Source organism: Caulobacter sp. GW821-FHT09B08 (assembly GCF_059418225.1).
Map to the genome: position 1 here is coordinate 447,151 of NZ_JBWKPL010000001.1, position 25,797 is coordinate 472,947.

Sequence of the window (25,797 nt, forward strand, 5' to 3'; positions counted from 1 at the left end):
GGTGGGCTCAAGTGTTCGAGGAAACCACCATGTTGAAATGGGCCATCATCCTGGCGATCGTCGCCCTGATCGCCGGCGCCCTGGGCTTCACCGGCATCGCCGGCGCGGCGGCCGGCGTCGCCAAGATCCTGTTCTTCCTGTTCCTGATCGGCTTCATCATCTTCGCCGTCCTGGGCGTGACGGTGTTCAAGAGCGTGACTAGGGACTGACGGCGTCACTTGCCCCCTTCGCGCCTTCGGCGCTCCTTCCCCCCGTAGGGGGAAGAGGACGATAGAGCGTGCGTCCTCCGCCCCCTACGGGGCGGACAGACCGCGCAGCGGTCAGGTGGGGGCAAGTGGGTGCGCCTCAGATCCGCTACTTCGCCGCCACGTAAGCCTTAGACTGCGCCCCCACCACGCCGACCAGGTCCCCCATGGTCAGGTTCACGTCCACCAGATGCAGGCCCCAGTCCTTCAGCGGCTGGCCCAGCACCAGCAGGTCGCCGGGGATGGTGTCGGTGCGGGGGTCGGCCTTGTCGGCATGGACGGTCACGGCCAGGTAGTCGAACTCGCCGCTGCGCACGCATTCGGCCGAGACCAGGCCCGGCAGCTCGACGAACGGCGTCGAAACCTCCACGCCCTGGGCCCAGACCGTGGCCGGGCGCATCTTGCTGCCCATGATCGTGCGGTCGCTGAAATAGCTCTTCACCGGGGCCGAGCCGCCGGCCAGGGCGGCGGGGTTCACGCAGGCCGCGCGCAGACCCGGCTCGGCCACCTTGCCGAAGAACTTGCTGGTGGCCGGCGGCGGCACGTCGGCGCGGAACGAGACGTAGCTGATCACGCAGCCGGTCTGGCCGGCCTTGCGGCACAGGGGCAGCGAGCCGTAGGCGTCCTTGGCCGGGTCGACGGGGGTGTTCATGCCCAGGATCAGGGCCGAGACCAGCTGCTTCTGCACGGGCTTGCCGTCGACCTCCTCCTTGATCAGCCGCAGCAGGATGCGCGAGCCCTGGGAGTGGCCGATCAGGACGACGCCGCGGCCGTGGTTGTCGCGGGCCAGATAGTCCTTCCAGGCGGCCAGCACGTCGCCATAGGCCAGCTCGCCGTCGCCGTTCGAGGCTTGGCCCATCATCACCCGCCGCAGGGCCGCGATGGTCACCTGGCGGTAGTTGGGGGCGTACAGCTTGCAGACCGAGCCGAAGCGGGCGAACTGCTGGTCGGCCACGGCCTTTTCGGGCAGGTCCGGCGTCATGTCGCTGTTGCCGCCGGGGTCGCTGGAGACCGTCGGATAGACGTAGAAGCAGTCGATGGGGGCGTTGGGGTCGGCCTTGAAGGTCTCGACGCTGGTCGACCCATTGGCCTGGATGACGGTCGCGGTCTGGTCGGCGGCGCAGGCGTCGGCGCGGCCGGGGCGGCACAGCCAGCTTTCGTCCTTGGCGTAGTCGTTGGGCCCGGTCGGAGCGGCCGGCGCGGGTTGCGCGCAGGCGCTGGCGCTCAGCCCCAGGCCGACGATCAGGCCGAACGCGGCCCACAGCTTGCGTGACATCGAACGCCCCCTCCGAACGGTTGTTGGGGCGGAGGATGGCTTGGGACGACGGGGATGGGAACCCCACCTTCGACGCAAATAAAAACTGTCATCCCGGACAAGCGCGCAGCGCGCCGATCCGGGACCGACCCGAAGCTCTGAGTTCACGCGTCGGTCCCGGGTCTCCGCTTCGCTACGCCCGGGATGACAAACTTTTTGACGGGCGCCTTCAGACCCCCGGCACCACCGCCTTGACCCGCGCCTCGCCGGTCAGAGCCTGGCGGCGGGGCCGGCCGCCCATGCCGTCGGGCGGACCACCGCCCGGGAAGCCGCCCGGCGGCGGGCCTGGCGGACGACCGGTGGGACCACCCGGCGGCGGACCGCCCGGGAACCCTCCCGGCGGCGGTCCCATGCCCATCGGCCCGCCCGGCCCGAAGCCCTCGTCCTTCCAGTCGGCGGCCGAATCCACGCCCACGGTCAGGGCCAGCTCGTAGCCGTCCGCGCCTTCCTTGACCGCCGCGACCATGGCCTCGCCGCCCTGGCGGGCGATGCCGTCCTGGCGGTTGAAGGTGTCGCGCTTGCCCGAGCGGCGATAGGCCGGGACGTTCTCGTAGAGCCATTCGGACAGGGCGTCGGGCACGAACAGCTGGCAGGTCAGCACCGTGCGGGCGTCCAGGTGGACCTTGAGGTGGATGTGCGGGGTGCGGCCCTCGTACCAGCCGGGCCAGATGGTTCGGAACGTCACGCGGCCGTCGGCGTCGGTGACCTGGGCGCCGCGCAGGAAGGTTTGCCCCTTGGCGCCGGTCTTGTGGTCGTCGCCCTGGCCCTCGTAGCCCGAATAGACCCCCGAGGCGTCGCAGTGCCAGATGTCGACCCGGGCGCCGGCGAGCGGCCGGCAGGCGCCGTCCAGCACCGTGACCGCCACGCGCGTGGGAACGCCGGGCTTGCCCTTGGTGACATCGGCCCGATTGAGCTTGGGGTCGAACCAGTAGGGGCCTTGGGTGACCTGGGGCGTCAGGCGGCAGACGGGGCCGGCGGCCTGGACGGGCGCGGCGGCGAGGGCCAGGGGCGCGGCGCCGGCCAGGGTCAGCAGGCGGCGGCGGCCAAGATTGCGAGGGGAAGGATCGTGGGTCGTGCTCATGACGCCGTTCTGCCGGGCGAGCGCTACGGGCGTGTTGCTGGAAGATTTCAGCGGTCGATACGGTTGGGGCGGGGACGCCCCCTCCGTCACGAGGCTACGCCTCGCGCCACCTCCCCCGTTTCACGGGTGAGGAGGAGCCGCGCTAACCTTCTCCTCACCCGTGAAACGGGGGAGGTGGCATGGCGCCGATAGGCGACATGACGGAGGGGGCGTCGCGCCCTACCCCATCAACCACCGCCTCGGATACTTGTCCCCCAAGGCCCGTGCCTCGCCCACCTTCAGGCCCAGGTCCCGCATGCGGTAGGCGACCAGTTCGCTCATCGCCTCCACGGGCTCGCGGCCCGCCGAGGGGCTGGAGGCCACCGGCCCGGCCTGCATGGCTAGGTCCACGGCCGCCCATTCGGCCTGGGCGCGGTCGGCCTTGCCGACGGCGAAGTAGTGGCGGACCGGCAGACGCTCGCCGGCGATCTCGACCATCACCGCGACCATCCAGCCTTGGACGATCAGATCGGCGTCGGGTCGCTGGCGAAACATGTCCGCCGATGTAGCAGGTTTCGCGGGCTGGTCATCGGGCCCGTCACCCGATCAGGCGAAATCCAACCTGGGCGACCACGCCCAGGAAGACCCAGCTGGCCAGGCCCAGCAGGATCAGGCCGACGGGCGGCAGGCGCCGCTCGCGCAGGCGGCGGACAAGGTTCTCACGCATGGCGTTCACTCCCGACGGACGCGTCGTTCCGCGCGTCTCGAGGTGAAGCTACGCCCTCAACTCCAGGAAAGATGCGTGACGAATGGTAGCGGCATACGCGTGTCGGGCGAGCTCTAGCCCAGGTACTGGAACGCGGCCTGACTGACCAGACCCAGGGTCAGCCACAGACCCAAACCCAAGGCGATGTACACGGCCTTGGGGGTACGCCGGTTACGGAAATGGTGAATCTCGTGACGCGCCATCGACCAGCCCTCCAGGGAACGCTTGCTGCGTTCGCGGATTCGGAAACGGGCTTGGCCATGAAAAAGCTCCAGGTGTTAACGCGAGCGTGATCGGTTATCCACAACCGTGAATGTTCCGGGCCCCTCAGGTATCGCGGACCCCACGCCTAGGGGATGCCCGCAGTGACCCCCGCGCCCTTCGGCGCCAGCCTTGAGTCCAGCAGGCTCGCCTCGCGGGCCGATCCGGGATCCGGGCGATGAGCATCGTGGCCATAATCGTGCTGACCCTGAAGGCCAGCCTGATCATCACCGTCTTCGCCCTGGGCCTGTCGGCGATCCCCAAGGACCTGATCTCGGTGCTGCGCCGACCCTGGCTGCTGGCGCGCTCGCTGTTCTCGGCCTTCGGGGTGATGCTGGCCGTGGCCCTGGCCATCGTCTTCCTGCTGCGCCCGCCGCACGCGGTCATGGGGGTGCTCATCGCCCTGTCCCTGGCGCCGATCCCGCCGATGCTGCCCGGCAAGCAGATCAAGGCGGGCGGCGACGTGGTCTACGCGGTGGGGCTGCTGACAGCCTGCTCGCTGTTCGCCCTGGTTTGGATCCCCCTGGCCAGCCACCTGCTGGCCAGCGTCCTGGGCGTGGACGTGCTGGCGCCCATGGGCAAGGTGGCGGGCATTCTGTTCACGATCATCCTGCTGCCCCTGGCGGCCGGCGCGCTGGTCCGCCGCTTCGCCCCGGACCTGGCGATCAAGGCCCAGCCGTGGCTGTCCAAGCTGGGCACGGGCCTGCTGGTGCTGTCGGCCCTGCCGATCGTGTTCAAGCTGTGGGGGCCGATCGTGGGGCTGATCGGCGACGGCGCGCTGATCGCCTTCCTGATCTTCGTGCTGGCGGGCCTGGTGTCCGGCCTGCTGCTGGGCGGGCCCGAGCCGGACCACCGGACCGACCTGGCCTTCGCCTCGGCCCAGCGCCATCCGGGCATCGCCCTGGCCCTGGCCAGCCTGAACCTGGCGGGCGACAAGGCCGTCGCCCCCGCCGTGGGACTCTATCTGCTGGTCGCGATCGTGATCGGCATACCGTTCGTCGCCTGGCGCAAGCGGGCCGGCGCGGCCAAGCCCGTCCAGGCGTCCTGAAAGCCTAGTGCTTCCAGGCCTCCTGTTCGATGGCGTCCAGGTCTTCGGTGTGCGCCAGGTCCAGCAGCACGCCGATCTGCCGGTCAACACCCCGCCAGACGTCCGGCCCGCCTTCGCCGATCTCGCCCTCCTTCTGGCGGGCATGCTCGAAGACGACGCACAGCTCGTCGAGCAGGTGCTCGTCCTTGACCGCCAGCAGGGCCATCAAGGCTTTCAGAAGCTTCTCGTTCACGCGAGACCGGAAATCAGCCTCGCGCGCGAGCCGCGTCAAAGTCGCGTCTTTCATGGGCGTTCTTTCTGAGCCGCCAGCCATCCGGGGGATTCCCTCGAAGGTAGGGAACGCTCAACGTCAAATTTAGCTTCCGTCGGAAAACCGACATTTTAGTTTTAGATCAAAGAAAAAGGGCGGGACCTCGCGGCCCCGCCCTTCTCTTAGCTATCAGCTTGAGCTGACAGGACTTCTTAGAAATCCATGTCGCCCATGCCGCCCGGCATGCCGCCCGGGGCGCCGCCGGCCGAGGCCTTCTTGGGCGCTTCGACGATGGCGGCTTCGGTGGTGATCAGCAGGCCGGCCACCGAGGCGGCGTCCTGCAGAGCGGTGCGGACCACCTTGGCGGGGTCGATGACGCCGTCGGCGACCAGGTCGACATACTGCTCGGTCTGGGCGTTGAAGCCGAAGGTCGCGTCGTCCTTCTCGAGGATCTTGCCGACCACGATCGAGCCTTCCACGCCGGCGTTCTCGGCGATCTGACGGATCGGGGCCTGCAGGGCGCGACGGACGATGGCGATGCCGGCGGTCTGGTCGTCGTTGTCGCCGACCAGGGTGGCCAGGGCCTTCGACGCCTTCAGCAGGGCGGTGCCGCCGCCGGGGACGATGCCTTCATCGGCGGCCGCGCGGGTCGCGTTCAGGGCGTCGTCGACGCGGTCCTTCTTTTCCTTCACTTCGACTTCGGTCGAGCCGCCGACGCGGATGACGGCAACGCCGCCGGCCAGCTTGGCCAGACGCTCTTGCAGCTTTTCCTTGTCGTAGTCCGACGTGGTGTCTTCGATCTGGCGCTTGATCTGGGTGATGCGGGCTTCGATCGCCGACTTTTCACCGACGCCGTCCACGATGGTGGTGTCGTCCTTGGTGATCGAGACCTTCTTGGCCTTGCCGAGCATGTCGAGCGACACGTTCTCGAGCTTGATGCCCAGGTCTTCCGACACGACTTGAGCGCCGGTCAGGATGGCGATGTCTTCCAGCATGGCCTTGCGGCGGTCGCCGAAGCCCGGAGCCTTGACGGCGGCGACGCGCAGGCCGCCACGCAGCTTGTTGACCACCAGGGTGGCCAGGGCTTCGCCCTCGACGTCCTCGGCGATGATCACCAGCGGACGGCCCGACTGGACGACGGCTTCCAGCACCGGCAGCAGCGGCTGCAGCGACGACAGCTTCTTTTCGAACAGGAGGATCAGCGGCTCTTCCAGCTGAACTTCCATCTTGTCGGCGTTGGTGATGAAGTACGGCGACAGGTAGCCGCGGTCGAACTGCATGCCTTCGACGACGTCGAGTTCGGTCTCGGCGGTCTTGGCTTCCTCGACGGTGATGACGCCTTCGTTGCCGACCTTGTCCATGGCGCGAGCGATCATGTCGCCCACTTCCTTGTCGCCGTTGGCCGAGATGGTGCCGACCTGGGCGATCTCGCTGTTGGTCGTGACCTTCTTGGAGGACTTCTTGATTTCCTCGACGACGACGCCGACGGCCTTGTCGATGCCGCGCTTCAGGTCCATCGGGTTCATGCCGGCGGCGACCGACTTGAGGCCTTCCTGGACGATGGCTTGGGCCAGCACGGTGGCGGTGGTGGTGCCGTCGCCGGCCTTGTCGTTGGTCTTGGAGGCGACTTCGCGGATCATCTGCGCGCCGAGGTTCTCGAACTTGTCAGCCAGTTCGATTTCCTTGGCGACCGAGACGCCGTCCTTGGTCGAGCGCGGGGCGCCGAAGGACTTTTCGATCACGACGTTGCGGCCCTTGGGGCCCAGGGTCACCTTCACCGCGTTGGCGAGGATGTTGACGCCGCGCAGCATCTTGTCGCGCGCGTCCGAGGAGAAATAAACGTCTTTAGCGGCCATGTGTATGAGCCCTTCTAAAAGAGAATTACGGGTAGGAAGCGGTCGTCGAGCGGTCGGGCCTTAGGCCTCGACGATGCCCAGGACGTCGCTTTCCTTCATGATCAGCAGGTCCTGGCCGTCCACCTTCACTTCGGTGCCGGACCACTTGCCGAACAGGATGCGGTCGCCGGCCTTCACGTCCAGGGCGACGACTTCGCCCTTGTCGTTGCGGGCGCCGGGGCCGACGGCGACGACTTCGCCTTCCTGCGGCTTTTCCTTGGCGGTGTCGGGGATGATGATCCCGCCCTTGGTCTTGGTTTCTTCTTCGACGCGCTTCACCAGGACGCGGTCGCCGAGAGGGCGAAATTTCATGAGTCTTCTCCGTCGGGACGGTTTTAAATTATGGTTCGTCGGCCAGCGGGGAGCGTTGCTGTTAGCAGTCGCTCCCACCGAGTGCCAACGCCGGGCAGGAGTTAGGACCGGCGGTGGGGGGAGTCAAGGACGGCCAGGGACGATTTGCTGTGGGTCGTTCGCGGCCCAAGTCAGATGACGGACGAAGCCGAGATCACGTTAGGGACGATCATGAAGACGCTTTATGCCGCAACAATGGCCGCCGCCCTGCTGGTGCTGGGGGGCTGCGCCGCCGGCCCGCCGCCGCCGGCCCTGACCCTGACCGCCGACCAGGCCGGTCCGGTGACCGTGGCGCGCGGCCAGGCCTTCGACATCGTGCTGCCGATGAACGCCGGTACGGGCCATGGCTGGCGGCTGGACGAGGAGGCCTCGCCGATCCTGGGCGGCGGCTCCAGCCGCGTCACCGACGCCGAGCGCCCCGGCGGCCCGGTGACCACGGTCTACAGCTACAAGGCCCTGGCGCGCGGCCGCACCACCCTGTCCTTCACCCTCAAGCGCCCCTGGGAGCCCGACCGCCCCGACGACCGCAAGGCGGTGTTCGACGTGCGGGTGCGCTGAAGGAAGGATTGGCGATGATCGACCACATCACCATCGGCGTTTCCGACTACGCCCGCGCCAAGGCCTTCTACGACCAGGCCCTGGCGCCGCTGGGGATCGCCCCGCTGTATGTCGTGCCCAAGGAATATACGAACGGCGTCGACGTGGTCGGCTACGGCGATGACCGCCCCTGGTTCTGGATCGCCGGCCAGGACGGCCTTTCGGGCAAGTTCCACGTGGCCTTCTCGGCCACGAGCCGGGCGCAGGTCGACGCCTTTCATGCCGCCGCGCTCGCCGCCGGGGGGAAAGACAACGGCGCGCCGGGCCCGCGGCCGCATTATGACCCCAACTATTACGGAGCCTTCGTGCTCGACCCGGACGGCTTCAACATCGAAGCCGTCTGCCGGGCGCCCGCATGACCCCGGCCGGAGACCAGCACGCGTGACCATTTCCAGCTACGGCCTCTCGCTGATCCTGGCGCTGATCGCCTGCGTGATCGGCGGCGTGCTGGGCGGCCTGACCCTGGCGCGGCCGGGCTCGGTGCTGGGCCCGCCGCCGTCCGACAGCGAAGCCCCGCCCACCGTGCCCTGGGGCGAGGGCCGGGCCCTGGGGGGCCTGGTGATCCTGTCCCACGCGGCCACGGCCCTGTTCCTCAGCTACCAGCCCGGCGTCGGCGCGGCCATGGCCTTCGCCCTGGCCACGGCCTGGCTGGGCGCGGCCCTGGGCCGGTCGTTCTCGGCCCTGGCCGACCGGGGCCGCGGCGGCCGGCTGAACCTCGCCAGCCTGGTCTTCGAGGTCCTGATCGCCGTGACCCTGTGCCTGCCGTTCTTCAACCCCGGCCGGCTGGTGGTGCTGCGCGGGCACGGGATGCTGGTGTAAGGCGCGCGCTCGGGAGGGCCTCAGGCCCCCGTCAGCGGCGCCCAGGCCGCCATGGCCGAGGTGACGACCGAGTTCAACTGGTCCGTCCCGGCCCCGCCCCGCGCGCTGAGGCTCAGGCCGTTGCGGACGGTGGCGTAGAAGTCGGCGACGGCGCGGACATCCGTCCCCGCGGGAACGTCGCCCTCCTCCACCCCCTTTCGCAGCCTGGCCGCGAGGGACTCGTCGTTGGCGGCGCGCAGCGCGCAAAGGCTGGCCGCCAGATCGGCCGACATGTCGCCGGCCTCCGCGGCCGTCTGCACGACCATGCATCCGCTGGGGGTGTCGCAGCTGGAGAAGGCGCTGACGGCGTTGCGCAACAGGGCCTCGACGCTTTCCCGCGCCGTCGGCAGCGCCAGCGCGCACCGCGAGGGCGCATCGTAGAGCGCCAGATAGTGGTCGATGGCCGCGCGATAGAGGCCTTCCTTGGACCCGAACGCCGCGTACAGGCTGGGCGAGGCGATGCCCATGGCCGTGGTCAGGTCGGTCATCGACGCCCCGGCGAAGCCCTTCGCCCAGAACACGCGCATCGCCCGTTCCAGGACCTGGTCTCGATCGAAACTGCGGGGGCGCCCCCGGCCAGGACCAGGGGCCGCCGAGGGGGGCGACGACATGCGAATCTCTAATTTTTGTTGATCGATACATAATTCCTTGCGCCGGGCGCACAAGCTCCCCAGCTATTTCCGTGCCGATCGACACAGAATTGGCAGAGCCACAGGAAAACCCTCATGAGCACCCCTTCACTTCGCCTTTCGGGTAAGCGCGCCCTGGTCACCGGCGCCGCGCGTGGCATCGGCGCGGCCATCGCGCTGAAGCTGGCCGAGGACGGCGCCGACGTCGCCATCACCTACGAGAAGTCCGCCGAAAAGGCCGAGGCGCTGGCCGCCCAGATCCGAGCCCTGGGCCGCAAGGCCGTCGCCCTCCAGGCCGACGCCGCCAGCCCCGAAGCCGTCGTCGCGGCGGTCGAGAAGACCGTCGCCGACCTCGGCGGCCTCGACATCCTTGTCAACAACGCCGGGGTCGCGCGCATCGGCCCGTTCGCCGAGCAACCGCTGGAGGAGATCGACGTCCAGCTGAACGTCAATGTGCGGGGCGTCTTCCTGACCACCCAGGCCGCGCTGAAGCACATTCCGAACGGCGGCCGGATCATCACCATCGGCAGCAATGTGGGCCTGCAGGTCCCGTTCGGCGGACTGACCGTCTATGCGGCCACCAAGTCGGCGCTGGAGAGCTTCACCCGAGGCCTCGCCCGCGAGCTGGGCGCGCGCGAGATCACGGTCAACCTAGTCCGTCCGGGTCCGACCGACACCGACATGAACCCCGCCGACGGCCCGATCGCGCCGTCGGTTCTGCCGACCCTGTCGATCCCCCGCTACGGCAAGACCTGGGAAGTGGCCGAGGCCGTCGCCTTCCTCGCCGGCCCCGGAGCCGCCTATGTCACCGGCTCGGGCATCCTGGTCGATGGCGGCGCCAACGCCTGATCCCAGGCGGGCGATACGCGGCGCGAGGGGGCCGGCGCTCCCTCGCGATCCGCTCCCCCCTCGGCGGACCAAGGGCGGATCGAGGTGGAAAGATCGGGCCGGACAGGGCTAACCTGCCCGCCATGACCCACCGCCTCCCCGCCCGTCGCGAAATCCTGGCTCTGGCCGGCGCCCTGGCCGCGTTCCCGGCCGCCGCCCAGACCACGCCCGCCCAGACGCCGGCCCCGGCCCCCGCCCCCAAGCCGCCGGTCTATGTCGCCATCGACACCCCGCAGGGCCGGATCGTCATCGAGCTGGCCGTGGCCCAGGCGCCCGTCACCACCGCCAACTTCCTGCGCTATGTCGACCGCAAGCTCTACGACAAGGCCACCTTCTTCCGGGCCTCCCGCGCGCCCGGCGCCGTCGACTACGGCCTGATCCAGGGCGGACTGCAGAACGTCGGCGCCCTGCCGCCGGTCGCCCACGAGCCCACCAGCCAGACGGGGCTCAAGCACGTCGACGGGACGGTCTCCATCGCCCGCACCGCGCCCGGCACGGCCACCTCGGACTTCTTCATCTGCATCGGCGACGCGCCCTATCTCGACGCCAACCCGGCCGCTCCCGGCGACAACCTGGGCTTCGCCGCCTTCGGCCGCGTGGTCCAGGGCATGGACGTGGCCAAGAAAATCCTGGCCCTGCCCACGCCCGGCAAGGCGATCAATCCGGTGATGAAGGGCCAGATCCTGGACCCGCCGGTGCCGATCGTCTCGGCCCGCCGCGTCCCCGCTCCCGCCGGCCCCGACGTCACCGCCCCGCCGAAACTGTAAGCTCCACCGGACGTTGCCGACGCCGCACGGCCATGCTGTGTTGCGGGCTGGATTCGGGGGATCTGTTTTCATGCGTATCGTCACGCGCGCCTTGGGCGTCGCCTTGAGCCTTGCCGCCGCCTTCTGCGCCACGGGCGCCGTCGCCGAGCGGCTGACCCTGGAGCTGGAGATCCGCGAGACGGTCACCAAGGTCTTCGAGAGCGAGCTGAAGGCCTGCAAGGGCGAGAAGAGCCACCTGGCCAAGCTGATGGCCGATCCGCGCTTTTCCGTGCAAAGCCCGCGCACCCAGGGCATCGCCCAGATGGCGGCCATGGTCTGCGCGCCCAGCGGCAGCCCCCAGGCCCTGGCCGCCGCGCGGTCGCTGATCGCCCTGCCGGTCGATCCGCGCATGGCCTATTTCGGCCACGACGCCCTGATGGACGACGCCTGGGACCGCGAGGCGCCCGACGACTACCTGCCCCACCTCTACGCGATCATCGACGGCGATCCCTCGCAGATCGCCGACTGGGAGCCCAAGCGCCTGCGCTGGATCCTGTTCAAGCTGCGCGACGATCCGGTCCGCGAGGCCCAGCTGCTGACCCGGCTGCACGAGGTGCCCTGGACCAACCAGACCCTGCGGGACATGGACCGCAACGAATGGGCCGGCCGCCGCGCCCGCCGCCTGCTGGAGACCGGCGACAAGGCCAAGGCCCGCGGGGCGATCATGGCCATGACCCGCGTCGACGACCTGCTGACGATCGCCCAGGACCGCCGCTTCGAATCCCTGTGGGCCGACCTGGAGGCCGAGGGCCGCTTCGACTGGGTCGCCATCGCCCAGGCCGAGCTGGCCGACCGGCAGGGTCGCATGAAGGCCGCCCCCAACACCCTGGAGCCGGTCGCCGAGGCGGTCAGCGATCTCAGCAACCTGGGCCGCTACGACGAGGCCGTGGCCCTGGGCGAGGCCTATGCCGCCCGCCTGCGCGCCGGCGAGACCTTCACCGACGCCGAGGACCACCGCTCGTGGATGCTCAACGTCCTGGCCTTCGCCTATTTCGACCAGGGCCGCTACGACGAGGCCGACAAGGTGGTGCTGGAGGCCGTGGGCAAGGACCGCGTCAGCCAGACCATCAACCGCGCCGTCATGCTGAACCGGGCCGCCCGGCCGAACGAGGCCCTCAAGGCCCTGGACGCGGTCGACATCAAGCAGACCGCCAAGTACGGCCTGATGCTGGTCGACGGCAACAAGGCCTGCGCCCGCGTGCAGCTGGGCGACAAGGCCGCCGCCGAGACCCTGGTCGCCGGCATGCGCGCGCGCTGGAAGGACAACGCCGGCGCCCTGGCCGACGCCCTGGCCTGCCTGGACGCCCAGGACGAGCTGGCGGCGCTGTACATCAAGCGGCTGGAGGATCCGGTCGAGCGGGCCGGCGCCCTCAGCGCCTTCCGCACCACCAAGCCGCCGCCCAAGCGCGCGCCCTTCGCCGCCGCCATGGTCGCCCGCGACGAAGCCGTCCGCGCCCGCCCCGACGTCCTGGCCGCCCTGGCCAAATGGGGCCGCCCGCTGACCGTGCCACTGTGGGGGGATTTGTAGGGAACTCCAAATAACCGCTCATCCCGGCGAATGCCGGGATGAGCGGGTTTTGGGTTACTCCGCCTTCAGCCCATACCCCTCGAACCGCTGGCCGATGCGGTCGTCCAGGGCCACCGCCGCCGCCAAATCCGCCTGGCCCTCGGGCTTGCGGCCCAGCTTGATCCGCGTCAGGCCGCGCCCGTAGAGCGAGGCGGCCTGCTTGGGACGTTCTGCCAACGCAGCGTCGTAGTCGGCCAGAGCCGCCTCCAGCTTGCCCTGGCGCAGGCGCACCAGGCCCCGGCTGTCCAGGGCGGCGGCCATGCGCGGCGACATCTTCAGCGCCGCGTCGCAGTCGGCCAGGGCCTTGTCGAGGTCCTTGTTCGCCACCGCCCGCGCCCAGCAGCGGTCGTTCCACAGCGAGGCGACCTCGGGCCGCAGGCGCAGGGCCAGGTCGGCGTCGGCCAGGGCCTGGTCGTAGCGTTTGCGCTCGAGGTTCACGCTTTCGCGCTGCGACAGCATGGCGGTGTCCAGCGGCTCCAGGCGCAGGGCCTCGTCGATCTGTCGGCCGGCCTCCTCCAGGTCGCCGGCCTGGACATAGGCCCAGGCCAGGCCGGTGAAGTTGAGGGCGTCGTCGGGGTCCTGGGCGATCAGGGCCTCGTAGCGGCGCACGGCGTCGGCGTGGTCCTTCAGGGTGACGGCGTGGGCGGCGCGGGCGCGCAGGGCCTTGCGGTCCTCGGGGGCCACGGCCACGGCGCGGTCCAGGTCCTGGGTCGCCAGCTCCGGATGGCCCTGGCCCTTGTGCGCCCACGACAGGCTGATCAAGAGGTCCGACGACTTGGGCGAGGCGGCGACGGCGGCGGTCAGCTCGGTCACCGCCTGGTCGTAGCGCTCGGCCGCCATCAGCACCCCGGCCCGCCGGGCCTTCCAGGCGTCGGCCTTGTCGGGGTCCTTGCGCGCGCCCTGGTCGGCGATCTCCAGCGCCTTGTCATACGCCTTGCGGCTCTGCCAGATCCCGACCATGCCCATCCAGGCCTGGGTGCGCGAGCCCTCGACGTCCCGGGCCTTCTCGAACAGCTTCAGCGCCTCGTCCTCGCGCCCGGCGTTCCAGGCGTCGTAGGCGGTCGACAGGAGGCTGTCGTCGCCCTTGGCCTTGAGGATCTTCTCGCCCTTGGCCGGGATGGTGACGGCGATCACCCCCAGCTTGTCGCGCTTGGCCCGGTCGGTGGCGACCTTGGCCTCGGCGGCGGTGATCTCCGGACCCATGCCGCGCAGGCTGCGCACCATGTTCATGCGGCCGTCCTCGACCTGGTAGCTGCGGCGCGCGCGCAGGCCGCCGATCGTGTCGTCCAGAGACTTGCCCGAGACCACCAGGCCGTCGGCCTTGTCGGGCAGCACCGCCGCGGTGACCCAGCGGGCGGCGGCGGGGAAGTCGATGGCGTAGGGCGCCTCGGTGTCCTGGGCGCTGTCGCGCTGGAACGTGCCGAAGGCGAACTGGCTGTTGGTCACGTCCCACTGGCGGGCGCCGCCGTTGGCGTCCCACCAGTCGATCTTGCCCGCGCCGCGCAGGGTCAGGACGAACAGGGCGCCGGCCGCGTCATAGGTCCAGTCGACGTCGGAGAACTCGACCCACGACATCTCACTTTCCCAGCCGCGCTTGGTGTTGCGGCGGACCTCGTCGCGCGGCAGGCCGGCGATCTGGCGATTGGTCTCGATGGCCTGGTCGCCCCGGAACACCGTCTCGATCGTCACCTGGGCCGGCGCGTCGACCCCGGCCGAGGCGTCGATGGTGGTGACCACCTCGCTGTAGGGCCGGCTGGCGGGCTTGCGCTCCATCTTCACCAGCGCCCCGTCCTTGTCGCGCAGCGGCAGGGCCCAGTTGAAGGCCGGGGTCTCGATATTGGCCAGGGCCTCGTCGCCCGAGCGGGTGCCGTCCAGCCAGTAGACCTTGTCGCCGATGGTGACCCGGGCGATCACGTGGTCGAAGTGGTCCAGGCCCGGCAGGCGGCGATCCAGCCCGTCGGACAGGCCCTTGGAATTGACCAGGGCCGCCTCGGCCGGAATGCCCAGCTCCTTGAGCAGGGCCAGCAGCAGGACGGTCTTGCCCTTGCAGTCGCCGAACCGGTGACGCCAGGTGTCGTCGGCCGCCGCCGGCTTGCGCCCGCCGCCGTCCAGACCGACGAAGACGTAGCGCACCCGCGACTGCACCAGCTTCAGGGCCATCGCCGCGCGCACGGTCGGATCGGAGCTGGCGGCGGCGATCTTGGCCACCTCGGCCTTCAGCGGCGAGTCCGGCTCCAGGGTGGCGGCCTTGGCGTAGAGCGGGGCCATCAGGCTGGAGACCTGGGCCCAGTCGTCGAAGCCGGTCAGCGACAGCGACCGCACGTCCAGATAGCGCAGCGGCGCGCCCACCGGGGCCAGCGGGGCCTTGATGTCGGTCAGGTCCAGGGTCAGCTCGGTCCCCGTGGCGGTCTCGACCACGGTCGGGGCCGGCAGGTCGGCGCCCTTGCGCCAGCGCATCGGCCGCTCCTTGGGCCACGACAGGCGATAGCGCACCCGCCCGGCCACGCCGGCGTGGTCGATGGCGGTGTTGAACTCCGGACGCGCCCCGGCCAGCGGGTCGCGGTAGGTGCGGCTGACGGCCATGTCCAGGGTGTCGCCCACCTGCAGCCCCTTGACCTGCAGGGCGGCGGTCAGCCGGCCGTCCAGCATGGCCGACTCCAGATTGGTTTCGCGGCGCAGGATCTCGAACTTGTCGGACTTCAGGACGTCGATCACCTGGCCGTCGCGCAGGATGTTCAGGCGGTTGATCGTCACCGTCTCGCTGTCGGGGTCCCATTCCTGGGTCAGGCTGCCGGCGGCCAGGCCTTCCTCGGACAGGATGTCGAAGGCGATCTCGACATAGGACTCGTCGCCGTTCGGCCCGCCGTACGACATCTGGCCGTCCGACAGGCGCAGGGCCCAGGCCGCGCCCGGCTCGGCCTTGGGCGTGGGCGGCAGGGGCGCCGGCTTCACCCAGGCGGGCGGCGGTCCGTAGAGGATGACCTTGGAGCCCCTGGACGCCGGCTTTGGGGAAGCGGGCTTGGGGGTGGCGGCCTTGGCGACGGGAGCCTTCGCCACCGGCTTGGCCGCCGGCTTGACCGGAGTCTGGGCGGCCGCCGGATCGACGACCACGGTCCCGGCCACGACGGCCATCGCCGCCACCGCATACGCTTTTACAATCATGACATCCCCCGAAGGGGCACAGAGTAGCGCCTGCGAAGGCCCGCGCAACCCCAGGTCAAGCTCGGGGCGAACGGCGCCGCATCATGAAAAAGGCCGGGAAGCTTTCGCCGCCCGGCCCTTCTGGTCGCTTAGCCCGCCGTCAGCTGGCCGGCGGACATCTTGCCGCTGCGCTGGTCGCGCTCGAGTTCGTAGTTGAGCTTCTGACCTTCATCGAGCGAGCCGAGGCCCGAGCGCTCGACGGCCGAGATGTGCACGAAGACGTCGGCGCCGCCGTCGTCGGGTTGGATGAAGCCGAAGCCCTTGGTGCCGTTGAACCACTTCACGGTGCCGCTAGCCATGTTAGAGACCTTTCGCATACGAGTACACGAGACCCAAAACAGGCCGCGCGATCAAATTGTCGGAAAGGTTCAGGGTAGACCCGGAGCTCGATCCGAAGAGCAAGCGTGGAGAGCAACCGAGCCAGTTCGATATTCAACGGCGACATCAGTGGTCGCAAATGATGCGACCCGCAACGGTTTTATTTTATCGATGCTTTTTTAGGCGATCGTCCGGGCGCGATATTTTTTCGGATTCCGGACGATCCACACAGGGGGCGGGGCGCGCGGAACGCCCCCTACCGCACCGGGCAGCCCACCCACTGATAGGCCTGGGCCATCACGCCGCCGTCGCCATAGACCAGCACGACGCCGCTGGCCTGGGGCCCGGCGTCGGTGATGCTCATGCACACGCCCGCGCGGATCTTGTCCGAATAGCCGCGCTTGCGGTCGGCCTTGTAGGTGCCGTCCGGATTGACCCAGACCTCGGCGTAGGAAAAGCCGATCTGGCCGTTGCTGTGGATCTTGGTGCCCACGCCGTAGACGCGGTCCAGGATCAGGACCTGGGTCTTGCCGATGCCGCGGGCCTTCATGTAGCCGATCACCTCGGTGAAGCAGGCGCCGCCCAAGAGCTGCTCGCCGCGCTCGGCGCAGCCGGGGCGGTTGCCGAACACCACCGGCATGATCGCGCCATAGGCCTCGTAGATCGCCTGGGGCTGGGGCGCGCCCGGCGCCCCGCAGCCGGCCAGGGCCCGCTCGTGCACCATCTCGCCGGGCTCGACCTCGAAACCGCCGGTGTCGAACAGGCCGCAGCCGCCCGGCGCGGACAGCATGGACTTGTCGAACCAGCGCTTGTCGGCCTTGAAGCCGGTCTTGCCCTTGCGCTTGAGCACGTACTGCTCGGTGTCCTTCTCGCCCAGGATCTGGCCCGGGACCACCGATCGCTTGGCGCCGATGACGTCCAGCTCCTTGAGGTCCGGACGGGCGGTCAGCACGCCGATGCCGGCGGCGAAGCACAGGCCGTCGCGCAGCGCCGCCTCGGGCGGGCAGTCGGGACGCGGCGGGGCCAGCTGGCGCGGGGCGCCCGTGACCGCCAGGGTCTCGGTGGCCGGCCAGCGCTCGCCCGGCTCGTTGGGCCCGATCGGCGGCCGGCGCGGACCGCCCATGCCCAGCGGCGGCACAGGCCCGCCGCACGAGGCGGTCTGGACCTCGCGGGCCACCAGCACGTCGCGCGGCTCGATCCGGTACTCCACGCCCCGGCCCGTGCCGTAGCAGACGCGCGGCAGGCGCACCGACGAGGTCGGCAGGGTCAGGGGCTGGACGGCGATCTGGCCGCCGCTCAGGCTGATGTCGTAGAGCCGGAAGTCCCGCCCGATCTCGCCGGAGACCAGGGCGCCCGGCGCGGCCTGGGGCGAGGTCAGCACCCGCTCCGTCGTGTCGCCCCGGGTCTTCATGGCCGCCACGATCCTGTCCAGGCAGGCGCCGTCGGGCAGCAGGGCGGGCTTGGGGCATTTCGGATTGGGCTGGGCCACCGGCAGGGCCGCGCCCAGCACGTCGCGCAGCTCGCCATAGACCGGCCCCCGGATCAGCCGCATGTCGCCGTTCTGGGCCTGGGCCGCCCCGCCCGTCAGACCCATCGCGGCCAGGACCAGGAGGCCCGCCGCACGCTTCACCCCACCCATAGCCACCCCCGTGGTTGTATTCGGGCCGAACCTTGCAACCTTGGCCATCGAAAGACAATGCCGCCAGCTGCCGCCACATGCTGACACGCCCTGTCAGCAGCCCCCCTAGCCTTCCCGCCCCGGCGGACCTACCTTCCCGTCATGGCCCGATCCCCCCAGACCGATGCCGGCGGCGGCCCCCTTGAAGGTTTTGGGGACGTCTCCGCGAAGTTCATCCATGACGTCGCCCTGGACGCGGAGGTCGCCGCGGCCGACGCCATGCCCATGCTCTGGACCCCGCACCGCCCCGCGCGGCCGGAGAAGTCCGAAGGCGGCAAGACGTTCAAGCTCGTCAGCGACTACCAGCCCGCCGGCGACCAGCCGACCGCCATCGCCGAACTGGTGGCCGGGCTGGAGGGCAAGGAGAACGACCAGGTGCTGCTGGGCGTCACCGGCTCGGGCAAGACCTTCACCATGGCCAAGGTGATCGAGGCCACCCAGCGCCCGGCCCTGATCCTGGCCCCCAACAAGACCCTGGCCGCCCAGCTCTACAGCGAGATGAAGGGCTTCTTCCCCGAGAACGCTGTCGAGTACTTCGTCAGCTACTACGACTACTACCAGCCCGAGGCCTATGTGCCCCGGACCGACACCTACATAGAAAAGGACAGCTCCATCAACGAGCAGATCGACCGCATGCGCCACTCGGCCACGCGGGCGATCCTGGAGCGCGACGACGTCATCGTGGTGGCCAGCGTCAGCTGCATCTACGGCATCGGCTCGGTCGAGACCTATACGGCCATGACCTTCACGTTGGAGGTCGGCCAGACCATCAACGAAAAGCAGATGATGGCCGACCTGGTCGCCCAGCAGTACAAGCGCAACGACGCCGCCTTCGAGCGCGGCACGTTCCGCCGCCGCGGCGACACCATCGAGATCTTCCCCGCCCACTACGAGGACCGCGCCTGGCGCGTCTCCCTGTTCGGCGACGAGGTCGAGGCCATCAGCGAGTTCGACCCGCTGACCGGCAAGAAGACCGGCGACCTGGACAGCATCAAGGTCTACGCCAACAGCCACCACGTCACCCCGCGCCCCACCCTGCGCCAGGCGATCATCTCCATCCGCGCCGAGCTCAAGGAGCGCCTGGCCTGGCTGGAGGCCAACGGCAAGCTGCTGGAGGCCCAGCGCCTGGAGCAGCGCACCAATTTCGACCTGGAGATGATCGAGACCACCGGCTCCTGCGCCGGCATCGAGAACTACAGCCGCTACCTGTCGGGCCGCCGGCCGGGCGAGCCGCCGCCGACCTTCTTCGAATACATCCCCGACAACGCCCTGCTGTTCACCGACGAGAGCCACCAGACGGTTCCGCAGATCGGCGCCATGTACAAGGGCGACCGCAACCGCAAATGGACCCTGGCCGAGTACGGCTTCCGCCTGCCCAGCGCCCTGGACAACCGCCCCCTCAAGTTCGAGGAGTGGGACGCCATGCGCCCGCAGTCGGTGCACGTCAGCGCCACCCCGGCCGCCTGGGAGCTGGAGCGGGCCGGCGGCGTCTTCGCCGAGCAGGTGATCCGCCCCACCGGCCTGATCGATCCGCCGGTCGAGGTGCGCCCGGTCTCCAAGAACGGGGCCAGCCAGGTCGACGACGTGGTGGACGAGATCCGCATCGCCAAGGCCGCCGGCTACCGCACCCTGGTCACCGTCCTGACGAAAAAGATGGCCGAGGACCTGACCGAATATCTCAACGAGCAGGGCATCGCCGTGCGCTACATGCACAGCGACGTCGACACCATGGAGCGGATCGAGATCATCCGCGACCTGCGTCTGGGCATGTTCGACGTGCTGGTCGGCATCAACCTGCTGCGCGAGGGCCTGGACATCCCCGAATGCGGCCTGGTGGCTATCCTCGACGCCGACAAGGAAGGCTTCCTGCGCTCGGAGACCTCGCTGATCCAGACCATCGGCCGCGCGGCCCGGAACGTCGACGGCAAGGTCATCCTCTATGCCGACCGGGTGACCGGCAGCATGGAGCGGGCCATGGAGGAGACCGCCCGCCGCCGCGAGAAGCAGCACGCCTACAATCTCGAACACGGCATCACGCCCGAGAGCGTCAAGCGCGACATCAAGGACATCCTCGACAGCCCCTACGAACGCGGCGACCGCGTCCTGGTCCCGATCGGCGGCGTCGGCGAAGGCAAGGACGCCAAGCCCTTCAGCGGCGACAACTTCAAGGCCGCGCTGAAGGACATGGAGGCCCGCATGCGCGAGGCGGCGGCGAACCTGGAGTTCGAGACGGCCGCGCGGCTGCGTGACGAGATCAAGCGCATGAAGCTGATGGATCTCGAGTTCGCCAACGAGGCCCTGACGGCCCCGGGCGAGGCGGTGGACAAGGCGATGCCGAAGCGGGTGCGGCAGGAGTTACGGGCGGAGCAGGCGGAGGCGTTTCGGAAGGGGCGGTTGTAACGTTAGGAGAAAATCCTCACCACCATACAAGGGTTCGCAAACGCCATAGCCAGACGTTCGAATCCTCCCGAAGCTGAAGTTCGGTATCGATCCACCCCGCAAGGCGAACTAAGGGTGCTTTTGCGCACGCATCAGTTAAGCTTGCCGCATGGACTCGCCCGAAGACCTTGCCGTTGACCGGCTGACAGAGCCTCAGGCCGCTTCCGAGCTAGGTCGCCTAGCCGACGAGGTTCAGGAACACGACACTCGCTATTGGGAAGACGGCGCACCGTCGATCTCAGATGCTGACTACGATGCGCTTAGACTGCGGAACGCAGAAATCGAGGCCCGTTTTCCAGATCTTGTCCGCGAAGACTCGCCGAGCCTGAGGTACGAACTGCGTGACGGATACCGGTCCGCGAAAGCAGGTCTCGACGCCCCAACAGCAGGCGTTTCGCCAGCTGCTCTTGAAAGGTCTGTCGAAGTCACACCACCAGTCATTATGCAAATAGATGGGTGGCCGCCCGTACCAGAGCCAAAGGTCGTTCGAACTCGGCGTTGGACACCGGTTGATTTCGTCACCATCGAGAACTTCAAGGCGATCAACAATGTCAGGATCGCCCTTGGATCGGTCACGATCCTTGTTGGTCCCAATGGCTCAGGAAAATCCTCCGTCCTCCAGGCGATCCATTGGTCCGCCCGTTGCGCGAGCTACATCACGCCTAAGAACGGCAAGGAGATGATAGCATTCGAGCGCATCGACTATCTTCCTTCAAGCGAGCCTTTGAAGACAGCTTATCGAGGAGAGTTGAAGGCTGGCACCAACACACCGCCAACCCAGGTCGCGTTTCAACATGAACCTGCTGGTGACGAGAAACAGGGGCCAGTTGCTACCGTGAAACTTTGGGCCGCCCGCAACAGGGGTGGCATCACAGCTCACATCGAAGGCGGTGCTGCCGTCTCGCCATATAAGCAGCGAGCAACGTTTCTGACCGCCTATATTCCGGGTCTTGCTGGCCTCGCGGAGCGAGAGACAATCCTCGCCCAACCCTCTCTGCGCCGCCAGGCGGCGTCGGGCGACGCTGGCGGTGTGTTGCGAAACATTCTCTTGGGACTTACGGTTGTAAGATCTGGCGAAACCGCAGCTGACGCAAGTAAACGTCTAGTGCGCCTGAACCAACTCATCCAAGAGGTTCACCCTGGCATTAGCGTCCGCGTCACCTACGACGAGCGCGAAGACTTCAACATTTCGGCGGGCTACACTGACGCTGGCCTTGGCGGCGGCTACAGGTCGCTCGAAACAGCGGCGACTGGTGTCCTACAGGTCATCCAAATCTTCGCCTATCTGGTGTCATTCAGACCAAAGCTCCTGCTCATTGACGAGCCAGATGCCCACCTCCACCCAGACAAACAAGAGCGCCTGATCGAAGCGCTGGAGAAGGCGGCACCAGAGTTCGAGACTCAAATCATACTTACGACCCACAGCCCCAACATTGCTAAAGCGGCCAGCCCAAAGGCCAAGCTGGTCTGGATGAGCGAAGGGCAGATCAAGACCGACGACGACGAAACCATCAGGCGCCTCATGGGATGGGGCGGCCTCGATAAGCATGCGCTCTTCTTCGTCGAGGATGAGGACGATGCCGGGATCCGAGCGCTGCTACGTCAATGGACCGATCTCGCGCGTCGGGTCGCGGTATGCCGCTGCTTTGGCGTCGACAATCTCCCCAAAGACGCTCCTCCGCGGTTTGCTGACTGATGGCCAATTGGGTCTACGAGCTCTCATTCACCGTGATCGCGACTTTATGAACGATGCGGAAGTCGAACGATGGATCAAACTCTACAAAACCGACGGCGTGCGACTTTGGGTAACGCGGGGTTGCGACGTTGAGGCGTATTTTTGCGACCCCGCTTATCTAGCCGCGCTTTATGGAGTCAGTGAGGCGGACGCTGGCGCTTGGCGCCAACAAGCACTCGCAAAGGTTACAGGCGCTAAGGACACATTTTTTGAGAAGCGGCGGGTTATTCTACGCGTCGTCTGGCCGAATGGGGGTGGCGAGGATTCGGCCAACCTATGGGGTGACGCGGGCAAGACCGTCGATACGGTTTTGGGCAAAGATCTCTGGAAGGCGCTCAAGCCCGTAATCAAAGACCATGGCTATGACGACAAGCTTCTACATGCCTTCACCATTCCCGAGGGCTTCGAAGTCGCGCCTGATTTGAAGGCGGCACTTGTTGCCATCACCAGCTAGTGCTCGTCCAACAAGGTTTCGCCCCCTCAACGGCAGGCGTCTCGCGCCCTGCCCCGCCTTACATCTCTTGGAGGCAGCAGCGTGCCGGTCTGGACAGGTCAGTCAAGGACTGGCCTCCGGCCAGCCGCCACGCGGCGGCCCTTCGGGCCGTCCTTGAGTGACCTGTCCAGACCGGCGACCGTCTCGCCGTGAGATGAAAGGCTGGCTCCCCTTCGCGAGGAAGGGGGCGGCGCGTAGGGATAGAACTAGCGTCCCTTCCCTCCCCCTTGCGGGGAGGGTGGCGGCGAAGCCGACGTGTGGGGGATCGGCGCCGGGTGTTGGATGGGGTTTTTGATCGCTGACTCAGCAGCCCCCACCCGACCCTGGCGCTGCCAGGGCCACCCTCCCCGCGAGGGGGAGGGAAGGCTTTTGGGGGATAGGGCGGCGTCTATCCCCGCCGGCGCTCCGAAGAACCTCAGCTCTTTCAACGCCCTGCACGAAAACCAGCGTCACCACCGCCTCGGCGCCGAAACCTCCCGTAGACTCAGAGTCACCTCGCCGCATGGAAAGGGCGCATGGCCAGCGACCGATGCGGCGGCGGGGGGCGATCGAGCGGGACTGGGCTGGAGGGGGTTACTTCAGCGTGTCCGGGGACTTCCATCGTTGGGAAGCCCGCCCGCCGTCGGCGTCGAACGGGGATAAAGCGCGTGCGTCGTAGATCCGCGCCCTCGTCGCCAGTCCTGATCGGAAACGACCGGGACCGGTCTCCGGCTAGGCCTCAACAGGGCCGCCTACCGGACGCTGACGGATAACGAGCGCGCGGAGCGATCGGCTTCGTCGAAACGGTACACACACTAGACACTCCGGACGTCGTCCGGCGCTCCGCATCCCTTTCCATCCGCTCACAGCCGCTGGCGTGAGATCACACCCACTTGCCCCCACCTGACCGCTTCGCGGTCTGTCCGCCCCCGCAGGGGGCGGAGGACGCGCAATCTTTCACGAGGAGCTCTCCATGACCCAACCCCGCGCCAAGCGCATCCGCCTCGTCGTCAAGCGTCGGCGTCCAGAGCGGGGCGACAGGCGGGACATCAGACCGAGCCCCGAGCAGTTGGAACAGGTCCGAAACGAAATCCGGCGACGGCTCGATCTGCTGGATCCCTCGCAGGCCTGACGCCGCCCTACTCCCCTCGCTTCAGCCGTTCCCGATACGCCCCCGAGCTAGCGACATAGCCCTCGGCGTCGCCGTAGGCCTGGTAGTCGCGATAGCGCTCGTGACTGCCCTTGACCTTGAGGGCGTGCTTGATCGGGCACCAGTACTGCTCGGTGCGGGCGGTGATCTCGCGGGCATAGGCGATGACGCCGTTGCCATAGCCGCAGAACACGCAGTTGAGCTTCTGCACCGGGTTCAGGTAGCCGAGGCGATGGCGGTCGATGACCACGTATTCGGAGCGCCTGACCCGGGCGATGCCCCAGGCGGTGAAGCAGCCCAGCTGGTAGAGGCTGACGCTGAGGTCGAGGATCGCGAGCGGCAGGGCCATGCCGTAGATCAGCGGCATGGTGATCAGGGTGGGCCAGGGCGTGCGGGCCAGGCCCACGGTCTTGCGATGCGCCTTCTGGCGACGCAGGGCGTCGGCCTTGAAACAGGGCTTGCCGTCGCGGATCACCATGCCGGCGGCCGCGGCCCGCTCGGCGTCCCGCGCGGCGAAGGCGGCCTCGATCTCGGCCTCCACGGCGCGGAGGCGGTCGATCAGCTGTTCGAGGGTCTGTTCGGCCATGGGGGCAGCATGGGCCGAGTCGGCGGCTTTGGGCCTGCGGAACGGCGCCGGATTTGCTGCGCTCCAGACACAACGACCCATTTCGAGACAAGGCCGCCGCCATGTTCGCCAAGAAGAAAGACACCAACCCGCCGCTGGCCCTGGAGCCCATCGCCGCGCCGGTCGCACAGGCTCCGGCTCCGCAGCCGACCCCGGCTCCGCCGCCGCGTCCCAAGCCCGCCTCGATGATCGCCCAAGGCGTGGCCATCAAGGGCGACGTGATGGGCGACGGCGAGCTGCACCTGGACTGCGTGGTCCAGGGCGACATCCGCGTGGGCAAGCTGGTGCTGGGCCCCAACGCCCGCGTCGAAGGCCAGCTCTTCGCCCAGGTCATCGAGATCCACGGCAAGGTGACCGGCCAGGTCTCGGCCAAGCAGGTGCGTCTCTACGGCACGGCCGTGGTCGACGGCGACATCACCCACGAGCAGCTGGCCATGGAGAGCGGCGCCCAGTTCCAGGGCCGCAGCCTGAAGTTCCAACGCCCGGCTCCGACCTCGACCGCACCCGCCCAGGCGCCCGCTCCGGCGGCATCCTCGACCTCGGGCGGCGTTCATACGCCGGCCATGGCGGTCTATCCGGGCTGATCGCGCGTTTGACCGGCGGCGGCTTGCGCTGTCCGCCGGTCGCGCTAGGCTTCACCCATGCGTTCACGTCTTCTGATTTCCGTCCTGGCCCTGACGAGCTTGACGGGCCTTGCCGCCTGCTCCCGCACCGACGACAAGGCCGGGACGACCGGCGCGGCCGAGGGTCCCGTCGCGGCGGCGCCCGTGGCCGGCGGTCCCACCACCCTCAAGCCGGGCCTCTGGAAGACCGTCACCAAGACGCCCATGGGCCCCGAGGAATCGACCCAGTGCGTCGGCGAGGGCTTCGACCCCGGCGCCGAGGCGGCCCAGAAGGCCTCGCCCTGCGGCAAGCCGGTCATGACCCGCACCGCCGACGGCTTCTCCCTGGCCCAGGCCTGCGAGAAGGATCACATCAAATACGACCTCTCCGGCGTGGTGCGCGGCGACTTCACGACCAGCGCCACCACCGACCTGGAGCTGGTCCTGTCGGCCTTCGGTCGCAAGCAAACCCTGCACGTCCAGGCGGTCAGCACCTATCAGGGCGCCTGCGAAAAGGGCGGGGCTGCGCCCGCGAACTAGGCGCTCGCCGCCCCACGGCCGCGATTAAGTGTCCGGGGCGCCACAGGGTCCGACCGATCGCACGGACCGCTCGAAACCCGGGGAACGGTCGGCGAGTCCGCCACCTTGTATTTCCGAGGGCCGGCCCCGCTTCAGGCGCCGCCCGAGGAGTCAGACCCCATGAACGGCCCCCTCTTGACCGTGGTCCCCGACGAGGCCCAGCCCGTCGAGCTCTACAATCTCAGCCGAGGCCCGGAGACCACCACCCAGCGCGTCCGGCGCCTGCAGCGCGAAGCGCGGCTGCTGGCCCGCGAGCAGATCGAGGCCATGGGCCGCGACCTCGACGAACTGGCCCAGCGGGCGCTGGAGATCGCCGACGGCGGCGACGCCTATGCGGTGGGCGTGCGCGAAATGGCCTCGCGCCTGGCCGCCGACCTGCCCCAGAAGGCCCAGAGCCTGCGCGCCATCCTGGGCCGCGCGCCGAAGGAGTAGGGAGCCTCCCAAGTCGCGAAGCTCAAGGAC

General features: G+C 68.5%; 27 protein-coding genes. 15 read left to right on the top strand and 12 right to left on the bottom strand.

The window, feature by feature from the left end:
* The first annotated feature begins 29 nt into the window (after positions 1–29).
* Positions 30–209 carry a DUF1328 domain-containing protein gene (locus AC07OA_RS02070; protein WP_494662098.1) on the top strand — a complete coding sequence of 60 codons (180 nt, stop codon included), beginning with the start codon at positions 30–32 and terminating at the stop codon, positions 207–209.
* Between the two features lie 145 nt (positions 210–354).
* On the opposite strand, the gene AC07OA_RS02075 is transcribed toward AC07OA_RS02070, so the two are convergent.
* From AC07OA_RS02075 to AC07OA_RS02090, 4 genes are all read right to left on the bottom strand, one after another.
* Positions 355–1,521 carry a DUF3089 domain-containing protein gene (locus tag AC07OA_RS02075; protein WP_494662099.1) on the bottom strand — a complete coding sequence of 389 codons (1,167 nt, stop codon included), beginning with the start codon at positions 1,519–1,521 and terminating at the stop codon, positions 355–357.
* A gap of 208 nt (positions 1,522–1,729) precedes the next feature.
* A complete protein-coding gene (locus tag AC07OA_RS02080; RefSeq protein WP_494662100.1) occupies positions 1,730–2,641 on the bottom strand; it encodes an intradiol ring-cleavage dioxygenase in 912 nt (303 codons plus the stop codon).
* 219 nt (positions 2,642–2,860) lie between these two features.
* Positions 2,861–3,175, bottom strand: a complete 315-nt coding sequence (locus AC07OA_RS02085; protein WP_494662101.1) for a hypothetical protein — start codon at positions 3,173–3,175, stop codon at positions 2,861–2,863.
* A 43-nt stretch (positions 3,176–3,218) separates the two neighbouring features.
* Positions 3,219–3,347 carry a hypothetical protein gene (locus AC07OA_RS02090; RefSeq protein WP_494662102.1) on the bottom strand — a complete coding sequence of 43 codons (129 nt, stop codon included), beginning with the start codon at positions 3,345–3,347 and terminating at the stop codon, positions 3,219–3,221.
* A gap of 478 nt (positions 3,348–3,825) precedes the next feature.
* On the opposite strand from AC07OA_RS02090, the gene AC07OA_RS02095 reads away from it, so the two are divergent.
* Complete coding sequence (locus AC07OA_RS02095; RefSeq protein ID WP_494662103.1) at positions 3,826–4,695, top strand: hypothetical protein; 870 nt, start codon at positions 3,826–3,828, stop codon at positions 4,693–4,695.
* 4 nt (positions 4,696–4,699) lie between these two features.
* On the opposite strand, the gene AC07OA_RS02100 is transcribed toward AC07OA_RS02095, so the two are convergent.
* The 3 genes from AC07OA_RS02100 to groES form a co-directional block, all read right to left on the bottom strand.
* Complete coding sequence (locus tag AC07OA_RS02100) at positions 4,700–4,927, bottom strand: hypothetical protein (protein ID WP_494662104.1); 228 nt, start codon at positions 4,925–4,927, stop codon at positions 4,700–4,702.
* 230 nt (positions 4,928–5,157) lie between these two features.
* Positions 5,158–6,801 (bottom strand): chaperonin GroEL, encoded by a 1,644-nt coding sequence (gene groL / locus AC07OA_RS02105; protein WP_494662105.1) that lies wholly within the window; start codon positions 6,799–6,801, stop codon positions 5,158–5,160.
* 60 nt (positions 6,802–6,861) lie between these two features.
* Positions 6,862–7,152, bottom strand: a complete 291-nt coding sequence (gene groES, locus AC07OA_RS02110) for a co-chaperone GroES (protein ID WP_494662106.1) — start codon at positions 7,150–7,152, stop codon at positions 6,862–6,864.
* A 210-nt stretch (positions 7,153–7,362) separates the two neighbouring features.
* Here groES and AC07OA_RS02115 point away from each other — a divergent pair, with 210 nt between their 5' ends.
* Genes AC07OA_RS02115 through AC07OA_RS02125 form a run of 3 tightly spaced genes read left to right on the top strand, consistent with a single transcriptional unit; the run spans position 7,363 to position 8,607 of the window.
* Complete coding sequence (locus AC07OA_RS02115; protein ID WP_494662107.1) at positions 7,363–7,749, top strand: protease inhibitor I42 family protein; 387 nt, start codon at positions 7,363–7,365, stop codon at positions 7,747–7,749.
* Between the two features lie 14 nt (positions 7,750–7,763).
* A complete protein-coding gene (locus AC07OA_RS02120; protein ID WP_494662108.1) occupies positions 7,764–8,147 on the top strand; it encodes a VOC family protein in 384 nt (127 codons plus the stop codon).
* Positions 8,148–8,175: 28 nt separating this feature from the next.
* Positions 8,176–8,607, top strand: coding sequence for a DUF4345 family protein (locus tag AC07OA_RS02125; RefSeq protein WP_494662904.1), 432 nt, complete (start codon positions 8,176–8,178; stop codon positions 8,605–8,607).
* 20 nt (positions 8,608–8,627) lie between these two features.
* Here AC07OA_RS02125 and AC07OA_RS02130 read toward each other — a convergent pair whose 3' ends face one another.
* Entirely contained in the window at positions 8,628–9,173 is a 546-nt protein-coding gene (locus tag AC07OA_RS02130; RefSeq protein ID WP_494662109.1) for a TetR/AcrR family transcriptional regulator, read from the bottom strand.
* Positions 9,174–9,371: 198 nt separating this feature from the next.
* On the opposite strand from AC07OA_RS02130, the gene AC07OA_RS02135 reads away from it, so the two are divergent.
* The 3 genes from AC07OA_RS02135 (at position 9,372) to AC07OA_RS02145 (ending at position 12,497) form a co-directional block, all read left to right on the top strand.
* Positions 9,372–10,124, top strand: a complete 753-nt coding sequence (locus AC07OA_RS02135) for an SDR family oxidoreductase (RefSeq protein ID WP_494662110.1) — start codon at positions 9,372–9,374, stop codon at positions 10,122–10,124.
* Positions 10,125–10,246: 122 nt separating this feature from the next.
* Complete coding sequence (locus AC07OA_RS02140) at positions 10,247–10,930, top strand: peptidylprolyl isomerase (RefSeq protein ID WP_494662111.1); 684 nt, start codon at positions 10,247–10,249, stop codon at positions 10,928–10,930.
* 70 nt (positions 10,931–11,000) lie between these two features.
* Positions 11,001–12,497: a hypothetical protein gene (locus AC07OA_RS02145; RefSeq protein WP_494662112.1), complete on the top strand. Its 1,497-nt coding sequence runs from the start codon at positions 11,001–11,003 to the stop codon at positions 12,495–12,497.
* 54 nt (positions 12,498–12,551) lie between these two features.
* Here AC07OA_RS02145 and AC07OA_RS02150 read toward each other — a convergent pair whose 3' ends face one another.
* The 3 genes from AC07OA_RS02150 to AC07OA_RS02160 all read right to left on the bottom strand — a co-directional run bounded on the left by AC07OA_RS02150 (position 12,552) and on the right by AC07OA_RS02160 (position 17,694).
* Positions 12,552–15,698 carry a DUF3857 domain-containing protein gene (locus AC07OA_RS02150; RefSeq protein ID WP_494662113.1) on the bottom strand — a complete coding sequence of 1,049 codons (3,147 nt, stop codon included), beginning with the start codon at positions 15,696–15,698 and terminating at the stop codon, positions 12,552–12,554.
* 128 nt (positions 15,699–15,826) lie between these two features.
* A complete protein-coding gene (locus AC07OA_RS02155) occupies positions 15,827–16,036 on the bottom strand; it encodes a cold-shock protein (RefSeq protein ID WP_494662114.1) in 210 nt (69 codons plus the stop codon).
* Between the two features lie 275 nt (positions 16,037–16,311).
* Positions 16,312–17,694, bottom strand: coding sequence for a hypothetical protein (locus AC07OA_RS02160; protein WP_494662115.1), 1,383 nt, complete (start codon positions 17,692–17,694; stop codon positions 16,312–16,314).
* A gap of 141 nt (positions 17,695–17,835) precedes the next feature.
* Between AC07OA_RS02160 and uvrB the strand changes: the two genes are divergently transcribed.
* The 4 genes from uvrB to AC07OA_RS02180 all read left to right on the top strand — a co-directional run bounded on the left by uvrB (position 17,836) and on the right by AC07OA_RS02180 (position 23,511).
* On the top strand, positions 17,836–20,133 hold the full coding sequence (gene uvrB / locus AC07OA_RS02165) for an excinuclease ABC subunit UvrB (protein WP_494662116.1): 2,298 nt from the start codon (positions 17,836–17,838) through the stop codon (positions 20,131–20,133).
* Positions 20,134–20,281: 148 nt separating this feature from the next.
* Positions 20,282–21,868, top strand: a complete 1,587-nt coding sequence (locus AC07OA_RS02170) for an ATP-dependent nuclease (protein ID WP_494662117.1) — start codon at positions 20,282–20,284, stop codon at positions 21,866–21,868.
* A 46-nt stretch (positions 21,869–21,914) separates the two neighbouring features.
* On the top strand, positions 21,915–22,361 hold the full coding sequence (locus AC07OA_RS02175; RefSeq protein WP_494662118.1) for a hypothetical protein: 447 nt from the start codon (positions 21,915–21,917) through the stop codon (positions 22,359–22,361).
* Between the two features lie 991 nt (positions 22,362–23,352).
* The gene (locus AC07OA_RS02180) at positions 23,353–23,511 is read left to right on the top strand and encodes a hypothetical protein (RefSeq protein WP_494662119.1); all 159 of its coding nucleotides are present in this window, start codon (positions 23,353–23,355) and stop codon (positions 23,509–23,511) included.
* Positions 23,512–23,518: 7 nt separating this feature from the next.
* Here the strand turns inward: AC07OA_RS02180 and AC07OA_RS02185 are convergent, their stop codons facing one another.
* The gene (locus tag AC07OA_RS02185) at positions 23,519–24,115 is read right to left on the bottom strand and encodes a hypothetical protein (protein ID WP_494662120.1); all 597 of its coding nucleotides are present in this window, start codon (positions 24,113–24,115) and stop codon (positions 23,519–23,521) included.
* Between the two features lie 101 nt (positions 24,116–24,216).
* On the opposite strand from AC07OA_RS02185, the gene AC07OA_RS02190 reads away from it, so the two are divergent.
* The 3 genes from AC07OA_RS02190 (at position 24,217) to AC07OA_RS02200 (ending at position 25,767) form a co-directional block, all read left to right on the top strand.
* Positions 24,217–24,738, top strand: coding sequence for a bactofilin family protein (locus tag AC07OA_RS02190; RefSeq protein ID WP_494662121.1), 522 nt, complete (start codon positions 24,217–24,219; stop codon positions 24,736–24,738).
* 57 nt (positions 24,739–24,795) lie between these two features.
* Positions 24,796–25,296 (top strand): hypothetical protein, encoded by a 501-nt coding sequence (locus AC07OA_RS02195; RefSeq protein WP_494662122.1) that lies wholly within the window; start codon positions 24,796–24,798, stop codon positions 25,294–25,296.
* A 159-nt stretch (positions 25,297–25,455) separates the two neighbouring features.
* Positions 25,456–25,767, top strand: a complete 312-nt coding sequence (locus tag AC07OA_RS02200; RefSeq protein ID WP_494662123.1) for a hypothetical protein — start codon at positions 25,456–25,458, stop codon at positions 25,765–25,767.
* Positions 25,768–25,797 lie beyond the last annotated feature (30 nt).

Bases quoted from the DNA above. Each gene is read 5' to 3' on its own strand.
- AC07OA_RS02070 (WP_494662098.1), top strand. From the start codon at position 30: ATGTTGAAATGGGCCATCATCCTGGCGATCGTCGCCCTGATCGCCGGC.
- AC07OA_RS02075 (WP_494662099.1), bottom strand. From the start codon at position 1,521: ATGTCACGCAAGCTGTGGGCCGCGTTCGGCCTGATCGTCGGCCTGGGG.
- AC07OA_RS02080 (WP_494662100.1), bottom strand. From the start codon at position 2,641: ATGAGCACGACCCACGATCCTTCCCCTCGCAATCTTGGCCGCCGCCGC.
- AC07OA_RS02085 (WP_494662101.1), bottom strand. From the start codon at position 3,175: ATGTTTCGCCAGCGACCCGACGCCGATCTGATCGTCCAAGGCTGGATG.
- AC07OA_RS02090 (WP_494662102.1), bottom strand. From the start codon at position 3,347: ATGCGTGAGAACCTTGTCCGCCGCCTGCGCGAGCGGCGCCTGCCGCCC.
- AC07OA_RS02095 (WP_494662103.1), top strand. From the start codon at position 3,826: ATGAGCATCGTGGCCATAATCGTGCTGACCCTGAAGGCCAGCCTGATC.
- groL (WP_494662105.1), bottom strand. From the start codon at position 6,801: ATGGCCGCTAAAGACGTTTATTTCTCCTCGGACGCGCGCGACAAGATG.
- groES (WP_494662106.1), bottom strand. From the start codon at position 7,152: ATGAAATTTCGCCCTCTCGGCGACCGCGTCCTGGTGAAGCGCGTCGAA.
- AC07OA_RS02115 (WP_494662107.1), top strand. From the start codon at position 7,363: ATGAAGACGCTTTATGCCGCAACAATGGCCGCCGCCCTGCTGGTGCTG.
- AC07OA_RS02120 (WP_494662108.1), top strand. From the start codon at position 7,764: ATGATCGACCACATCACCATCGGCGTTTCCGACTACGCCCGCGCCAAG.
- AC07OA_RS02130 (WP_494662109.1), bottom strand. From the start codon at position 9,173: ATGCGCGTGTTCTGGGCGAAGGGCTTCGCCGGGGCGTCGATGACCGAC.
- AC07OA_RS02135 (WP_494662110.1), top strand. From the start codon at position 9,372: ATGAGCACCCCTTCACTTCGCCTTTCGGGTAAGCGCGCCCTGGTCACC.
- AC07OA_RS02140 (WP_494662111.1), top strand. From the start codon at position 10,247: ATGACCCACCGCCTCCCCGCCCGTCGCGAAATCCTGGCTCTGGCCGGC.
- AC07OA_RS02145 (WP_494662112.1), top strand. From the start codon at position 11,001: ATGCGTATCGTCACGCGCGCCTTGGGCGTCGCCTTGAGCCTTGCCGCC.
- AC07OA_RS02150 (WP_494662113.1), bottom strand. From the start codon at position 15,698: ATGATTGTAAAAGCGTATGCGGTGGCGGCGATGGCCGTCGTGGCCGGG.
- AC07OA_RS02155 (WP_494662114.1), bottom strand. From the start codon at position 16,036: ATGGCTAGCGGCACCGTGAAGTGGTTCAACGGCACCAAGGGCTTCGGC.
- AC07OA_RS02160 (WP_494662115.1), bottom strand. From the start codon at position 17,694: ATGGGTGGGGTGAAGCGTGCGGCGGGCCTCCTGGTCCTGGCCGCGATG.
- uvrB (WP_494662116.1), top strand. From the start codon at position 17,836: ATGGCCCGATCCCCCCAGACCGATGCCGGCGGCGGCCCCCTTGAAGGT.
- AC07OA_RS02170 (WP_494662117.1), top strand. From the start codon at position 20,282: ATGGACTCGCCCGAAGACCTTGCCGTTGACCGGCTGACAGAGCCTCAG.
- AC07OA_RS02175 (WP_494662118.1), top strand. From the start codon at position 21,915: ATGAACGATGCGGAAGTCGAACGATGGATCAAACTCTACAAAACCGAC.
- AC07OA_RS02180 (WP_494662119.1), top strand. From the start codon at position 23,353: ATGACCCAACCCCGCGCCAAGCGCATCCGCCTCGTCGTCAAGCGTCGG.
- AC07OA_RS02185 (WP_494662120.1), bottom strand. From the start codon at position 24,115: ATGGCCGAACAGACCCTCGAACAGCTGATCGACCGCCTCCGCGCCGTG.
- AC07OA_RS02190 (WP_494662121.1), top strand. From the start codon at position 24,217: ATGTTCGCCAAGAAGAAAGACACCAACCCGCCGCTGGCCCTGGAGCCC.
- AC07OA_RS02195 (WP_494662122.1), top strand. From the start codon at position 24,796: ATGCGTTCACGTCTTCTGATTTCCGTCCTGGCCCTGACGAGCTTGACG.
- AC07OA_RS02200 (WP_494662123.1), top strand. From the start codon at position 25,456: ATGAACGGCCCCCTCTTGACCGTGGTCCCCGACGAGGCCCAGCCCGTC.